The organism is Bradyrhizobium sp. UFLA05-109 (assembly GCF_054185165.1).
On record NZ_JBBIAR010000033.1, the window covers coordinates 87,742 to 104,082 of the forward strand.

The window sequence follows — 16,341 nt, forward strand, 5'->3', positions numbered from 1 at the left end:
CAGGCGTGTCGCCGACGAACCCAAAGCATTAGTCGTGCCAAAGGAGAAACCTTTTGAACTACAACGTAGTCCCCTAAGCAGCCTGTCAGACTCTTCACACATCGTCATACATCGGACACGGTGCGGGCGCGTTGGAACAGGTGCGGCTATCGAGAGACTCCTTCTTGCGAAGCACAGTTGGACCCGCCCGGCGCGTTGCTGGCACGCCCATACGTGTCCTCCGGAATGACATGAGCAAGTGCATGGGTGGTCGCGATCAGCGCCAGTTCTAGAACTTGTGCAAGGTCCCCGCACCCATGCCGCTGTTCGGCTCGTGGTCAGCTCAGCGATTAAGGCTGCAGAAAGCTGTGATCGGAGTTTCGGTTAAACTTGCGCGAGCGTAGAAATGGCAGCTGTCGCGCGAGTGCAGAACGATCTGAGCTTGCAGTAGAGAAATCGTTGCGCGATTTGCAGTTGCCGTAGCTGACCGTGAGCGAACGCCATCTTCGCCAATAACGCATTTAGGATGTGGCGGAGCGTAATGGCGAAACTATCGGCTAAAGCACATCATTCTAGCCGGCCGCAACGCCGGCCTCCCGTCATAACGATGCAAGCTTTTGAGCTTTGAAGGCCCAAAAGCTTACAGTTTTGCGGCGTCCGGCCGACACGAGGCACGGAACTTGAGCTTTCGCCTTTGTTGGTCGCCCTGTAGCCGGCGTCTTCCGAAGCTTAGCGCGACGAGCGAGCGAGTTTTAATGAAACTTGTAGGAGACCTGCAGGAACGTGCCCCATCTTTCCATTTGAAAGCTTGCAGGAATAGGCCCATAGGTCACAGGATAGCTGGGCGCCTGCTCGGCTTTGGCGAATAGATCACTACCTCTCGGACTCCACATCGCCCAGTAACGGCCGCCGACGCCGACGCTGAAATTGCTGGTGATGAGGTACGACAGAACGCCTTCTATTTGTATTCCATGGCCACCGCTCCCGCGTTGATCGATGAAGGTCGTGAAGCCGCGCAGCAGATGGTTATCGCGCCCTTGGAAATCCGCCCAGGGCAGGTATGCGACATCGGCGCTCAAGCGCCAACGATCGAGCAACATGGTCTCAGCGTTAAGGCCGATACGCACTGCATTCCAGTTGGTGTCTTGGCTGCCAATCGTCCTTTTATCGCCCGGCGCGAGACATTGAAGCGAAGCGATCCGAACGCATCCTGTCGAGTCAGACGTTTGGCCGTAATAGGTCCAGCCGGCGAATCCACCGATCTTGTACGTGCTGCCCCGCAGAAAATCATAACCGGCATCGGCCGTGTAGTACATGAACCTTCCGTTCGCCTGACCCGATATCGTGTTGGTATAGGCCATGGGATTGCCGAAGTCGCCGGCTAAGCCCCAATCCTCATCATTCATATTCCCGCTACTAAAGCGCCCCAAACCGATATTTCCCTTCAGGAAGATTCCCCAGGGGCTGTCAAGTCGTTCGAACAACTCACCGGAAATCCCATCCAGCTTGTGATAGGTCAGCCTCGACACCAAAAGATCGGACGGACCATTATCCCATTGAAATCTTCCTCGGCTCAGCCAAAGCCGTGTGCCGCTTTCTAGCGACCAGCCTGCAGTGGACGGAATCGCAGGTGCGCTAAAGGCCGGCTCTATCGCGTAGAGCGGCGTATCGGACCATCGCGTCGTCCCTGGGTCGGCGTTAAAATGGTAGTTCACAGCGACCTTGCCGATGTGATAGCCGCTGGACAGGTTAGTGCCGTTAGCTGGGACCATCGCCAGAGGCGGATACTGCAGCGTCGGAGGGGTTGCCACACTTGGTCCCCCGAACCTCAGATAATCATATCCGATATTGACCGACCACGTCGGCGTGAGCGCGTGCTCGACACCTGCGCCGATGATGCCCCCGATACGGTTATAGTCGAAATGGGTTGCATTCTGTGGCCATCCAGATGGGTAGGTCTCGCTAGGAAACTCGTTACCGTTGGCGATATCGCCGCGGTTGTGTTGCCAGGCCAAACCTGCTTTGAGATAGGCAAGCGTGTGGCCCTGCGGGCCAAAGGCATAACCCAGCCTGCCCGTCCCCGTGACGAAGACGTCAGGACCTGCCTTGCAGTTTGCGCTCACGACAACACCGGAAGCTGCAAGACAGGTGTTTGCACCATCCGAGATGGCGCCGCTGGCATTCAATTCAAGGCCAAAAACCCAGCGATCCCTCTGCCAATTGTAGCCGATCTGCGCTCCTGCCAGGAATACTGGGGTATCGACCACGTCGCCATAGATCGAGCCACCGTAGGGATCACTAAATGATGTCCGGCCGTAACCCCCGCCGACGTGCCCACCAAAATATCCTCCGGTCCAGCCCCATACTGCAGGCGGGACTTTTACTGCCGGCTTAAAATCTGCGCAATTGGCAACCCCATTTGCAACGAGCGCAGCTGTTGCGGTCCCCCAAAACAAAAGTTCAGATCTCATATCACCTCACGTACACACAACGCGCGCGCCATCTTGCAACGAAGGCCGAATGACCGACGTTGTCGCGCTGCTTCCACGGGGCGTATGTGTGCAGGATCTAGGCCATCGGAGGCGGCGCGCATTCCCTGCAGTTGCTCGTCAGTGATGTCGCCTTCGCAACAAGACCGATGAACTTTGAAACAAGTCCGCGTCTGATGTCGGTCATAACGCGCACGCTACACGCTCGGCATCCAGTGCTGGAGCCGAATATCCGGCGCGCTCCTCGACACGCGCGATGATTGACGGCGTAGATAACCGAGATTCGCCGACTACTCGCAGTCTGCGTGTGGCACGGTCATTTTGAGCGCGCTACGTGAATGATGAAGATCAGTATGCCGGGGGCGAGGACTTGAACCTGCGCCCTGAGAGGTAGAAGCTCCCCGCTCTTTCCCGCTGAGCTACGAGGGCATATGGCTGAGGTCATAATTACCGCTAATCGATCCGACGAAGAAGGCTGGCGCATCGAGCGCCTCGAGGAAGTGCGCGATCGCTTGCGCGAGAAGGGATTGAGGAACGTTCTCGCGCTTCACGATCACAAGGGCAATCTCTACGTCGATTGGTCCGAGCATCCCAGCACGTACAAACTAGCCACCGCCATCAACATATGGGCCGCCAACCACCACGAGCCATACTCGCACCATTCCGTACGCGGCCGCCCGCTTGTGTGGGAATATGGGCCGCTACAATCCGTTCGACGGTCCAGCCTTCCCCTGACGGCAGAGCGATTTCCATGACGGCACTTTGGACTGGGTCACAATGAATGGTGACCAAAAACGGCGTCGACACCACCGACAGGAAGTATTTCATCGCGAAGAACCGTGTGCATGAGGAAAATCCACCGGGATACACCTGGGAGCGGCACATGGAAGAGAAAGACTGGGTCGACTTGACCGATTTCCGACGAGCCATGAATTTCGCGCGCGCAAAATGGCCGAAGTGATGGCTGCGCACAGGATCTCCGATATACTCTCGCCGAGATTTTATGGAGAGCGTCGCGATGGCGAACGACGTCGGGCTTGTCGACGAGATCGCACTCGATGAGGCGGCTACGATCATAAATATGAAGTTCGTAAGCTCGAAGGACAGCGCAAAGGAATGTGCGCGATCTCGGCGACGCAGAGTTCGTCTGTAAGAACTGAGAGACTTGTACGCGGAGCGCGCGTCGTCTGAACAGTTTGCTTGCCGGCGCTGATTACATGCTCGCCGGATGGAGCCGCGGCGGCGCGATGGGACTGCCTGCCTAGATTCCCTGCGCCGCCTGTTCAATTTGGCGCTGCGCGCGCTCGTATTTGCTTTCGGAGCGCCGATCCCAAATAGAGTGAGAGCCCTCTCCACATAAGCGGGGCCAAGTTGGCGGGAGAACCAAAACGATTGCGGTCGGGGATGGCGACGGAGACTCGCGATGCCCCTGATTAAACAAAGCGAGCTTGCCGCCGACGCATCAGTTAGGCGCGTTTCCACAGTTCGCCTCGAAACATTCGAAAAGCAAACCGCAACGTCGTCGTGCTCGCTGGCGTGCTCGTAGCGCTCCCGCGGCGCGCGAATTTGGGCAGGGGCGCGCAAGTTATTCCATTTTCCAATGCACAACTCAAAAATATTGTCGAATTGCGGAAGCAAGCTGGCGTATTATCGCAAGTTGCGCAGAACGAAAGAGTATCGGCACGCAACACGTTCTGCGGCGCGGCTAGCTCTTGCACTCCGCGCATAATATCGACTCGAAAAACGTTTATCTTAACTTCATTTTTTGGGGTGCAATAGCTTGGAGCAGACAGGAGCTGAAGGATCGGCGGCGGGAACCCTTAAAATAGCTTGCACCACCGCCGACAACATCAATGTTGCCTTCTATCAGAATGCGGTTCCGATTATCCGCGAACTGGCGCTCGAAAATAGTGAAGGCCGCGACCTGAGGGAGCTTTCGGTACACCTCGCGTCAGAGCCCGCGTTCATAACGCCGGGGGTCTGGCGTATTGAACAAATCGCGGACGGGGCAACTCACCACATCCGTAGCTTGGACCTGAAACTGGACCCGGCGTTCTTAGCAGCCATCAATGCTTCGAGACGAGCCGAGTTGCGCATCCGTGTGGAAGCGGCTGGCGAAACCCTGGTCGAGAATGCCATTGAGGTCAATCTGCTGCCGCCGTCGCACTGGGGCGGCGTCAATGCCGCGCCCGAACTGTTGGCGGCCTTCGTCAGACCCACCGATCCCAGCGTCGACGTCATCCTGCGGGAAGCCTCGGGCAAGCTCGCCGCTGTGGGACGAGACGACGCCATGGACGGGTATCGTAAGAAGACCAAGGCTCGAGCCTGGGAGATCGCCGACGCTCTTTGGGCGGCGCTCGTTTCCCACTCGATCGCCTACGTTCTTCCTCCGAAGAGTTTCGAACGGTCGGGCCAGCAGATTCGCGGACCGAGCGAAATCCTTTCTCGGAAGGTCGGCACCTGCCTTGATCTGACGCTTCTCTATGCGTCCTGTCTCGAACAGGCAGGCCTCAATCCGGTGCTGGTCTTAACCGAGGGTCATGCTTTCGTTGGCCTATGGCTCGTTGATGAGGACTTCTCGAGCCTTGTCATCGATGACCCGCAGATGCTGCGCAAGCGCGTGCAGCTCGAAGAGATGGTGCTGGTTGAGACGACACTTCTCACCGGAGCGCATCCAGGACGCTTCAAGCAAGCCGTCGATGCCGGCGCAAAGCTAATCGCCGAGGACGCGACATCGCCGTTCGAACTTGCCATCGACGTCAGGCGCGCGCGAAGTGCCAAAATTCGGCCTCTCGATCTCTCCGGTTCCGGCGAACCGACCATCACACCGGCTGGGGCACCTTCCATCGCCCAGGAAGTCGGTGACGTTCCGAAATTCGAGGAGGATCTCGATAAGCCGCGCGAACCCGTTTCCGAGCGGAGCCTGGATCGGCTCGAGATATGGAAGCGGAACCTCTTAGATCTCACGCTGAAGAACCGCCTACTGAACTTCAGGGACGCGAAATCCACCATCTCGATCGAGTGCCCGGATGCGGCAATGCTCGAGGACAAGCTTTCCGGCGGGGATCGCTTCAAATTGCTGGGAAGGACGACCGTCCTCGACGGTTCAGATGGGCGCGACGCCTCTCTGCTCGCGCAGCGTCGGCACGACGACGCCCGTCAGGATTTCATTAAAGAGGCAATGGCCCGCGGCGAACTGCACACCGTCGTTCCGGAGGCTGAGCTTGACGGGCGCCTCACCGACCTCTTCCGCGCCTCCCGCCTCGCTTTTGAGGAAGGCGGCGCAAATATCCTGTATCTGTGCCTAGGCTTCCTGAAGTGGACGCCGCAGGAGGGCGCGGGACCTTACCGCGCACCGTTGATCCTCGTTCCGGTTCAGCTTGAGCGCAAAAGTGTGCGTTCTGGATTTCGGCTGGCGCTACACGAGGATGAAGCGCGGTTCAATCCGACATTGCTACAGATGCTGAAGCAGGATTTCGACCTGTCGTTACCGGAGCTTGAAGGAGAATTGCCGCAGGACGCCAAAGGTGTCGATGTCGCGGGGATCTGGAAGACGATCAGACGTCATATCAAGAGCATCAAGGGCTGGGAGGTCACCGAGCAGGTCGTGCTCGCAACGCTCTCCTTCACGAAGTACCTGATGTGGAAGGATCTTGTCGACCGCTCCGATATCCTGAAGCGGAATCCTGTCGTCCGCCATTTGATCGATACCCCAACGCACACCTATGATGGATCGGGAGCCGCCTTCGCCGCCGAGAATACGATCGACCAGATCGTAGATCCGGCTGAGCTCTTTACGCCGTTGTCTGCCGATTCCTCGCAGGTCGCTGCCGTTCTGGCCGCTCAACGTGGGGCCGATTTCGTGCTGTTCGGCCCGCCCGGTACGGGCAAGAGCCAAACGATCGCGAACATGATCACCAACTGCCTTGCCCACCAGAAGACAGTGCTGTTCGTGTCGCAGAAGACGGCGGCACTGGAGGTCGTGAGACAGCGCATGCACGCGATCGGCCTTGGCAACTACTGTCTTGAGGTCCATTCGACGAAGGCTCAAAAGTCGAGCGTGCTCAACCAGCTTGCCACCGCCTGGCGCGAACGCAATCTTGTCACCGAGGAGCATTGGTCGGCTGCGGCCAGCGAACTGAAGCGGCGGCGCGATCAGCTGAATGAGCTTGTTTCCGCGCTGCACCGGCGTCGGCCTAATGGGATGACGGCTTATGAGGCCTTCGGACGCGTCATTGCCGACCGCGAACGGTTTCCGGATGTCGGACTGACATGGCCCGCTGGGACGATGCACGCTCCCGAAGACCTCGCGAGGATGCGCGAGACTTGCGCGGATATTCGCACTGCACTTGAGGCCATCGGCGATCCCGTCAGCCATCCGCTCAAGGGCATCGAGCAGACCCGCTGGAATCCGGCCTGGGTGCAGTCACTTCAGCAGCTGGTCGACCGCCTCCATCTCGCGTTGCATGAAGTAAGGGCCGCTGCCGCCGATCTGGCGTCTTCGATTGAGCTCGACGGCAGCGCCAGCGATGATGCTCTGCTGCCGCAACTGATCAAGCTCGTCTCGCTAATGCTCCACGCCGATGCCGCAGACGGAGCGCTTTTGCTCTCCGCCGACGCACCAGAACGCGTGAACGCATTGTACGATCTTGCAGACGTCGTGGCTCGAGTGAACGAAACGGCATCGGAACTCTCTGTCCGATACGATCTCAAAGCTGCGCTGCTTGACCTGCAATCGCTCGAGCGGGATTGGATCGACGCGTGCGCGTCGAACATGTTCGTTCGAAGTGGAAAGAAAAAGAAGGCCAGACTAGCATTGAGCCCATATTGTTCGGACGAGGTGCCCGACGATATCGGCCGAGACCTCGTAGTGCTGCAGGATCTTGGCGTCCTGCTACGTGAAATTGAGAACATCAAGCCTCGCTTCAGGGGCATGGAGCGCTTGTGGCGCGGAGTGCAGAGCGAGGTGTCGCGTTTCCAGGGGCTGATCGACTGGGCCGCAAGCATACGCGACGCGGTCGATGCCTATCCGATCGAGGGAACCGCGCCGGATCGGCTTCTTTCGCACGTCACAGACCTGTTGTTACGCGACATTTCACGCTTTCGGTCGGGGGGACAGATCCGTCAGGCCTTCGAAACAATGTATAAGGCATTTCCGACGATGCACCGAACGGCCCAAGAGCTTGGTGTATGTATCGGCCTCGATGATCCAGACGACATCGTCAAGATCGAGAGCGGCTGGATTGGGGCCCTTCTCCAACGAACCGCCAACTGGAAGGCAAACCTCAACAAGGCTCCGCAATGGGCGACTTGGCGTTCGGCCGCTCAGACGGCCCGGACGGCCGGACTTTCCCCTCTTGTCGATGCCGTCGAAATCGGGACCGTAGATGGCAGCGTCCTCACCAGCATCTTCGATTATGCTTATGCACGCTGGGTCGCTGAAACCATCGTGAACGAGGACGCGACCCTCAGTAGCTTTCTAGCAGTGAAACACGAGGCCACGATCGAGGCGTTCGTTGCCGCCGACCGAAAAGTTGCAGAGCTCGCGAGAGATATCGTGAAGGCCCGCATCGGAACGGCAATCCCAACCCAGACCAACTTCGGCAAAGATCCGGAATGGGGCACGCTTGCGCGTGAAATCAGCAAGAAGGCGCGACAGATGCCGCTTCGGCAACTGTTCGGCCGCATCCCAAGCGTGCTGACCCAACTTGCCCCGTGCGTGATGATGAGCCCACTTTCCATCGCACAATATCTGCCCGCGGAAGCCAAACCTTTCGACGTGGTAATCTTCGACGAGGCTTCCCAGATCCCGGTATGGGACGCGATCGGAGCGATTGCACGCGGCAGCCAGGTCGTGATCGTTGGTGATCCGGAACAACTGCCTCCAACAAACGTGGGACAGCGTGGCCTCGACGATGATGACGACGACGGCTCGATCGTCCAAAGCCAGCAGAGCATACTTGACGAGTGTCTGGCATCGAACGTCTCGAGCATGCGGCTATCATGGCACTATCGCAGCCGCCACGAGAGCCTGATCGCGTTCTCGAACGCCAAATACTATCGCGGCGAACTGACGACCTTCCCCTCACCAGTGACGCGCGATACCGCCGTGCGCTACGTTCATGTCGACGGAGGCGTATACGAGCGGGGCGGCGCCAAGGTGAACCGGAAGGAGGCCGAGGCCGTCGTGGCCGAGGTTGTCAGGCGCATGAGGACATCTACCCATTCGATCGGCGTCGTCACCTTCAACGGCGAACAGCAGCGTCTGATCGAGAACTTGCTTGATCAGGCCCGCCGGGCCGACCCATCGCTGGAGCCGCATTTCGACCGCAACCAGACTAGGGAGCCTATTCTCGTCAAAAATATCGAAAACGTGCAGGGCGATGAACGTGACGTAATCATCTTCTCGGTCGCCGTCGGGCCAGACAAAACGGGACGGGTCACGGCCCAGATCTCTTCATTGAACAGCGAGGGCGGCCACCGCCGCCTCAACGTTGCCGTCACTCGTGCCCGTCGCGAACTTCTGGTATTCGCGACCTTGCGGCCCGAGCAGATTGACATGGGACGCACCAGCGCCAAAGGCGTGGTCGACTTCAAGCACTTTCTCGAGTTCGCCGCGAACGGCGCGCGCGCCATCGCCGAAGCGTTCGCGCCAACCGGGCGCGACACGGAATCGCCGTTCGAGGACGCTGTGATGCGAGCCCTCCAGGAGAAGGGGTGGGAAGTGCATCCTCAAGTGGGCGTCTCGTTTTTCCGGATCGACCTCGGCATCGTCCATCCGGATTCTCCGGGACGCTACCTCGCAGGGGTCGAATGCGACGGAGCTGCCTATCACCGATCCGCAACCGCGCGCGATCGCGATCACCTACGTGAAATGGTGCTCACGGATCTCGGCTGGCGAATCCGCCGAATCTGGAGCACCGAATGGTGGATGGATTCATCGGCCGCGATGGAAAAGCTTCACACCAGGCTGATGGCTGATCTCGAGGCCGAGCGTGCCTCCCGTCCAATCGTTGCCATAAATGATGAAGCTCAGTCTCCACTGGAGGCGCCCCCACCTGCAGGTGGCCCCGACCTGCCCGTTGATGCCGAAATCTCGAGCGGAGAGACGCAGGCCGAAGCGGAGCAGGCCGAAGTCACGTCTGAACCGGCAAACGACGACAGACAGCCCGGCGAACAGACGAAAGTCTACGCGCGAGGACCGGCAAACGAATCGCGTGAGATGGCAAAGAAACCGGCCACATATGTTCGGGCTGATCCCACTAGCGTTGCTACGCCGGACCGAGAGCGTTTCTATGACGTCGGTTACCGCGGAACTCTGCGCAGCATGGTTGACCACGTCATCGCGATCGAGGGCCCTATCTACTTCGATGTCCTCGTTGAACGCATTGCCCGCGCTCATGGTTTCCTGCGCTCCGGCGAGACCGTGCAGAAAATCGTCACGGCATCGCTCGGTCGTAATCGCTTTCCGACGACCAAGGATGGTGAACGGCAGATCATATGGCCGCAGGATGGCGCGCTTGACGACCGCACGCCTTATCGAGAGGCTGGCGGGCGCGATCACGCAGACATTCCTGTCCCTGAATTAGCGGGACTTGCCCGAATGCTCCGGAGTAGTGGCCTGGAAGAAGATGAGGACATCATCCGCGGTATGCAGGACCACTTCGGTTTGGGACGCCTCGCAGCTTCGACACGCGAACGCTTCGAAGCCGCTGTGACGATCGCGGGTTAGAGGAACAGGTCCCGTTTCGCTTCGTCCTGGCGATGCCGTGGCGCGCCGAGATCAGCTCCCGATTACCGGCGGTCCGCTTATGTGTAGACCGCCATGAGCTGGTTTCAGTGGAAAAGCTGACGAGAGTGCTCGATGCCGCCGCTAGTGTGTGGAATTCGCGCTAAAACAGCGTCATTCACGTGACGAGCGTTTATGCAGGTGGCAGAGACAAGAGGATACATGAAGCTCGCAGCAACCATGACCGCCGTCGCGCATGAGCCTATGCTCCAATGCCCACACTGCAGAAATGAGATTAAGCTGACGGAATCGCTTGCGGCTCCGCTCCTTGAAGAGACACGCAAGCACTTCCAGACGCTGCTGACCAACAAAGACGAAGAGGTCTTCCGGAAGACCGAAGCGTTGCGCTTAGAGCGTGAGCAGATTGCGAGAGCGCGCGAAGAGATCGAAGATCAGGTGACGAAACGACTTTCAGCCGAGCGCGCCTTGCTGGTCGCGACGGAAGCCAAAAAGGCCCGCGAGGCCACTGCAGCAGAGCTGCAGGCCAGAGAGACGGAGGCCGCGGAGCTTCGTCAGAGCCTTGAGGCAAACAACGCTAAACTCGCTGAGGCGCAGCAACAGCAGGTGGAGCTGATTCGCAAGCAGCGTGCTCTCGATGAGGAGAAACGCGAACTTGAACTCACGGTCGAGAGGCGGGTTCAGGCATCCATCGACACCATTCGTGCAAAGGCGAGACAGGAAGCTGATGAGGCAACGCGCCTGAGAGTTCTCGAGAAGGATCAGACGATTGAATCGATGTCGCGCACAATCGAGGAACTCAAGCGCAAGGCCGAGCAAGGGTCGCAGCAATCTCAAGGCGAGGTGCTCGAGCTTGAGCTCGAACAGCTTTTGCGCGGGCGATTTCCCTCAGATCTTATCGAACCTGTCGCCAAGGGCGAACTGGGGGCCGACGTCGTACAACAGGTCAATGGGCTGGTAGGACGGTCCGCAGGGATCATTCTTTGGGAATCGAAGCGGACGAAAGCCTGGAGCGATGGTTGGCTAGGTAAGCTGCGCGACGATCAGCGCCGCTGCGGCGCAGACATCGCACTCATTATTTCTCATGCGCTTCCAAAGCACGTTGAGCACTTCGATCTGATCGACGGAGTGTGGGTTGCGCATCCCCGGTACGCGGTACCTGTTGCTATTGCACTCCGTCAGACCTCATCGAGGTCAAGAGCTCGCGCTCGGCCCAGCAAGGACAACAGACGAAGATGGAGCAGGTCTATCAATATCTGATTGGCATGAAGTTCCGACAGCGAGTGGAAGCAGTTGTCGAAAAATTCAACGATATGCGCGAAGACCTCGATAAAGAGCGAAAGTTTATGGGGAGGCAATGGGCCAAACGCGAAGCTCAGATCGTTTCGGTCGTCGAGTCCACCGTCGGCCTGGTTGGAGATCTGCAAGCGATCGCTGGTAAGGCAATGCCAGAGATTCCAAGCCTCGATTTGCCATTACTGGAGGATTCGAGCGAAGCCGAGCGGCAGGTCAGCTGAAGTCTGGCGCGGCTTGATCTGCAGTTGTTCCTGGTGGGAGCATTGTTATCTGCGCGATCATGGGGGCTGACGTCTTCCATGCGGGTGCCTCGGACAACGGTGCACGCGAACTTGCAAGCAAGGCGCAGAGGCTTAGGTCAGACCTCCTTAATATCGCGCCTGGGCGAAAGTGGGATCAAGGCAGAGGGAATGCTCGTCAGACGCCTGGTCCGGAGAGGCGCCGACGCTAGCAGGAGGATAGGAGCAGGCCTCGGACACACAATCGGGGATGCGGCGATTAACCCCGCGCATCAGAGCTGGTTAGCCGACATTCTTCGGTCCACTCCATTCATGCGCAACCGTTTGTATGAAGACGATAGACGATCGGTGAGCCTCCTGCGTTCTAACCTTTGAGCAGAGAGAGCATCGTTCTCAGGGCGTAGCTTTTATCGTGCGGATGACTTTGCTTTCAAGAGTAGCCGCAGCTTCTCTCGGCGTTCGATTTTTGGCCGAATGAGACGCGTGGTCGCAAGCCCTTTCGGCACCTCGATGGACCAGAAGGCGCAAACCTTCGTATGTATGGACATGGGGCACTGCGCGGTTAACTTACGAATCGATACTGTTGCGTATGTGAACCCCTGGCTCACCAGCCGATTTTTCTTTCGCGATGTAGCGATGCGCCCAAACAGGCATTCCAACTACTTAATCTGCTGGCATGGTTCCGGTCGCTATATGATCCGCGAACTACGTACTGACGGCAGTTCGGAGCTTTTGATCGGAAGCTTTGATTCTGCCGATGCCGCTGAGCAATGGATTTTGGGTAGATGCACCAAATGTTCGGGAGCGGTCGGGATCGCCAATTCTCGTTCATCCGCGATGCCGAGCGAGCGGGCGATAGGCCACGAGAAAAACAAGTGCGCGCCTCGAGCGGAAGAATTCGAACCCAATCTCTAGCTGGTAGCTCGACGCAGACGTTTTGACTCTTTGAGAATCACCAGATTTGGATAGAGACCTCGGATAAGCGAGCCATTTTAGCACTCGCCCTTTTCGATCGTGACATCCATTTGACGCGGGCGTGTTCGGCATTGCGCGCTGTTTCTGCCCGGCGATGGTACTGCCATAATGTTTGGGGAACCCTTTCATCCTAATGCAAGTTCGCATCGTATCGGATGCTCCGCGTTGGAGGACGATAGAGCAGCTGGCAGGCACATTTTCCCGCGCAAATGTGCATCGTTATGACGCCTCTTACGCACCTCGCCTGGGAGGGTCACTGTCGACGCGCGCTAACTGCTCACGCCGCCAAAGACACGCGGCCATCCAAGCGCAGCCAACTGCGATCAGTAATCCATGAGCAATGCGGAGTGGCTGCGCACCGAAGAATTGCGGAATGTACAAGGACATCCCGACGGCGAAGGGAACGCCGCTTGCCTTCGGATAATGACAGGAGCGCCAAAGCGCCGTTGCGGTCACAATTGCTGAGACCGCAAGGAGCAGCAGGCCGACAAGGAACATGACGAGACCAGGTCCGGAGCGGATGGCGTCGACCAGGCCGAGCGGAGCGTCGGAGTTCTGCCGTAGCGCTTCCTGCCCCAGCGCATGAAGACCATAGGATTCGCCGCCATAAAACGGCAGCGTCAAGCCTATTCCAATGACGCACAAGACGACGGAGACAAAGAGCAGGCGTTCAGCCCGCGTCCCAAGGAGAGAGCGTTGCAGCCCTAGTAGCCCCAATGGCAGCAATGTAAACGCCACAATGGCAAGCATGTGCGACGCCAGCCATGCCCCAGACCCGAAAGCAGCGGCGCCCAGCAGCGACCTCTCGTCGGAGAACGGTCGAAGTGCCGGGTAGATCACGAATAGGATTCCGGAGACGGCGAGAGCGCCAGCGCCGAACCGGATACGGTTCGCAAACATCGATCCCTCTGAGGCGATTACATGAGTCTAACTTCGCGACCGTGCATCTCAAGCGTAGCTTTTCCGAGAAGGCATAGCGAAGTCGGGATGGCTTTTCGCAAATTCGATCGTTTCGTCATAGCGCCACAGACAGTGCCCATCCTCAACGGCTGTGGCGCGGCAGCCTTCCAAAAGCGGGAGAAGCGATGTTCCTTGGACAGCTGAGAGGACTGACCTGCCACTTAGCTTCGTCCAGCGGCGGTTGAAGGCTCGGGATTGATGAGACGCACGAGCCAATCACGAGCATCTTAAGTGCCAGGATCGCGCAGGAAAACGCGCCTTCGAGGCGACGAGCGAAGAAAAGCTGCGCTCGGGCCAACAAAAGGCCTGCAGAATGCCTGGACGATGAAGCAGGATACCGTCGTGCTATGCATACCCATGCGTTTGATGCCCGCCGCCACGTTAACAACGAGCGGTCATCGCTCTGCTTGCCCTCTGTGATCGTGAGCTCAACTGCGAATCCCGCAAGTTGAAGGTGATGTTCGCCGTCGGCCGCAGCGGTCCCGCAAGTCGGTATGGTCGTGGCGCCGCACCAACACTTTGTAACAAGGTCCGCGCAACCCGCGTCGCCCTGTCATACAGTTCTGGTAAAACAAACAGGATAGTTGCAACCTCTAAACGCAACCTCTGGCAACAAAGAGTGGAGGCATCTCAAGATGCGTCGCGCGATTTCGATCTCGTTTTTGGCCGTGACCCTCGGCTTGGCCTCGTGTCCCGCCCGCGCGTGGTGGGACGAGGGGCACATGCAGATCGCCTATCTGGCCTACAAGCGATTGTCCGATCCCGTCCGGGACAAGGCCGACGCCTTGTTGAAGCTTAACGCCGACTACGCAAAGTGGACGGCGGGCGCGCCCGACGAGAAGACGGCCAAGATGTATGCATTCGTTCACGCCGCCACGTGGGCCGACGACATCAAGACCAAACAATACGGCTACACACGCGACGCCGTCACGAGCCCCGCGGCGGGACAGAACATCGGCTATTCGGACCATAACCAGCACGCATTTTGGCACTTCAAGGACATCGATTTCACTCCAGACGGGACGCCCCTGCCGCCCGGAGATCCGGTCGACTTCGTCACGCAGCTAAAGCTCCTGACTGCGGCCCTGCCCGCATCCTCGGGCGCATCTGACGACGTGCGTTCGTACGATCTTGTCTGGATCCTGCATCTCGTCGGCGACGCCCACCAGCCTCTGCACGCGGCCGCGCGGTACACTGTCCAGATCCCGGATGGCGATGCCGGGGGCAACGCCGAATCCGTGGTTCCGGCGAGCGGCTGGAGCATGGCGCTGCATGCCTATTGGGACGCGATCTTCGGCGGCTATTCCTCGCCCTATGGCGCGATCTTCGACGCGGACGACAAGGACGGATTGTCGAGCGTCGGCGTCAGCCAAGCTGAAGCGCAGATTGCCGATCCCGCTGTCTGGGCTCAGGAGAGCGCGGATCTTGCGAAACAGTTCGCGTATGCGCCGCCGGTCAGCGCGGGAAAGAACCCGGTCTTCCTAACGCGCGAGTACGAGACCAGTGCCAAGAATGTGGCCCGAGCGCGGGCCGCCTTGGCTGCGGCCCGATTGGCCAATCTGATCGACAACGCGCTGAAGTAGATTTTTGCCGACCACCGGCGATATGAAGATTTGGAGGATCGAACAATGATCAGAATTTTCGCGGCCATCGTGGTGTCCATAGCGTCGTTCCTGGTCGAACCCGTATTCGCAGCATCGCCTCACGCCCAATTGACGCCAATCACCGGGACGCCTGTCTTCTTTGACGCCAAGAAAATCACGGCTGTCGTCGCTCTGCCGACCAGCGAGTTTCGCGTCGACGCCGAGACTCTGCGCCTTTCGCCGCAAATCTTCTTTCCGCTGCCGGCCGAGTTGTCGTCGAACGGTCCGAAACCGCCGGTCACGCAGGTGCTCGGCGTCTTCGCAAACCTGATGCCAGTAAAAGAGTCCGTGGACGACGTCCTCAAGCTTGCGGGGCGCGACCAATTCGTTCAGTTCACGCTGCTTTCCGGCGACAAGGTCTGGATGCGAGCCTCCACGATCGGCTGGGTATCGCGCGAATACCCGGCCGCGGCGAACCCGGGCGCCGGCAGCTACCTCGGTCTTGGCCTTCCTCCCGGACGGCCGACGGCGGTGAAGGAAGACGTCGATACAGTCAGTAAGACCATCGAGCAGGCTTTGCCGCACTAAGGCCGCTGCTCCTGTGCGCATATGTGCCGCCGGCACGCGCCCTGTTCGTCGGCGCTGGCCTGGAGATAGGCCAGGACGAGCATGCTAAACTCTCACTTTCTCGCGATTCCGGGCTTCTTGCAGCTCCTTCATCTCCGCTTCCGAGAGCTTTTCCTCGGCCTGCGATATCGTGTCGAGCGCTTGGTGCTCCTCTCGATCGCCACCGCACTCCGGTCGTGACCGCCTTTGCCTCTCCAACGTTGTGCCTTGTCGACGGCGGCCCTTTTTCTCGGACGCCGTCTTCCCTTTGGCACCGGCGTAACGGGGGAAGGTAGCGTAACGCTCGGTGTATGATCCGGGAGTTACTGCTCGGGAGCAGGCACACTAAGCGCCCATCACGAGCATCCTATTCATTAATCCCAACTCAGTGCTCCCCCGTTCTGGTATTCGATGACGCGGGTCTCGAAGAAGTTCTTCTCCTTTTTAAGGTCCATCGCCTCCGACAT

General features: G+C 58.7%; 8 protein-coding genes and 1 pseudogene. 6 read left to right on the forward strand and 3 right to left on the reverse strand.

Going from position 1 to position 16,341, the window contains the following annotated elements; genetic code table 11:
- Nucleotides 1-731 precede the first annotated feature (731 nt).
- Nucleotides 732-2,450 (reverse strand): outer membrane beta-barrel protein, encoded by a 1,719-nt coding sequence (locus tag Q3C01_RS24065; protein ID WP_458147778.1) that lies wholly within the window; start codon nucleotides 2,448-2,450, stop codon nucleotides 732-734.
- Nucleotides 2,451-2,887: 437 nt separating this feature from the next.
- Nucleotides 2,888-3,058: a hypothetical protein gene (locus tag Q3C01_RS24070; RefSeq protein ID WP_458147779.1), complete on the reverse strand. Its 171-nt coding sequence runs from the start codon at nucleotides 3,056-3,058 to the stop codon at nucleotides 2,888-2,890.
- Between the two features lie 191 nt (nucleotides 3,059-3,249).
- Between Q3C01_RS24070 and Q3C01_RS24075 the strand changes: the two genes are divergently transcribed.
- The 4 genes and pseudogenes from Q3C01_RS24075 (at nucleotide 3,250) to Q3C01_RS24090 (ending at nucleotide 12,665) form a co-directional block, all read left to right on the forward strand.
- Complete coding sequence (locus Q3C01_RS24075) at nucleotides 3,250-3,429, forward strand: hypothetical protein (RefSeq protein ID WP_458147780.1); 180 nt, start codon at nucleotides 3,250-3,252, stop codon at nucleotides 3,427-3,429.
- 819 nt (nucleotides 3,430-4,248) lie between these two features.
- Nucleotides 4,249-10,200 (forward strand): DUF3320 domain-containing protein, encoded by a 5,952-nt coding sequence (locus tag Q3C01_RS24080; RefSeq protein WP_458147781.1) that lies wholly within the window; start codon nucleotides 4,249-4,251, stop codon nucleotides 10,198-10,200.
- Nucleotides 10,201-10,419: 219 nt separating this feature from the next.
- Nucleotides 10,420-11,732: pseudogene (locus tag Q3C01_RS24085) on the forward strand (DUF2130 domain-containing protein).
- Between the two features lie 492 nt (nucleotides 11,733-12,224).
- On the forward strand, nucleotides 12,225-12,665 hold the full coding sequence (locus Q3C01_RS24090; RefSeq protein WP_458147782.1) for a hypothetical protein: 441 nt from the start codon (nucleotides 12,225-12,227) through the stop codon (nucleotides 12,663-12,665).
- Nucleotides 12,666-12,956: 291 nt separating this feature from the next.
- Here Q3C01_RS24090 and Q3C01_RS24095 read toward each other — a convergent pair whose 3' ends face one another.
- Nucleotides 12,957-13,565: a hypothetical protein gene (locus tag Q3C01_RS24095; protein WP_458147783.1), complete on the reverse strand. Its 609-nt coding sequence runs from the start codon at nucleotides 13,563-13,565 to the stop codon at nucleotides 12,957-12,959.
- 755 nt (nucleotides 13,566-14,320) lie between these two features.
- Between Q3C01_RS24095 and Q3C01_RS24100 the strand changes: the two genes are divergently transcribed.
- The gene (locus Q3C01_RS24100) at nucleotides 14,321-15,268 is read left to right on the forward strand and encodes a S1/P1 nuclease (protein WP_458147784.1); all 948 of its coding nucleotides are present in this window, start codon (nucleotides 14,321-14,323) and stop codon (nucleotides 15,266-15,268) included.
- Between the two features lie 45 nt (nucleotides 15,269-15,313).
- Nucleotides 15,314-15,856, forward strand: coding sequence for a hypothetical protein (locus Q3C01_RS24105; RefSeq protein WP_458147785.1), 543 nt, complete (start codon nucleotides 15,314-15,316; stop codon nucleotides 15,854-15,856).
- Nucleotides 15,857-16,341 lie beyond the last annotated feature (485 nt).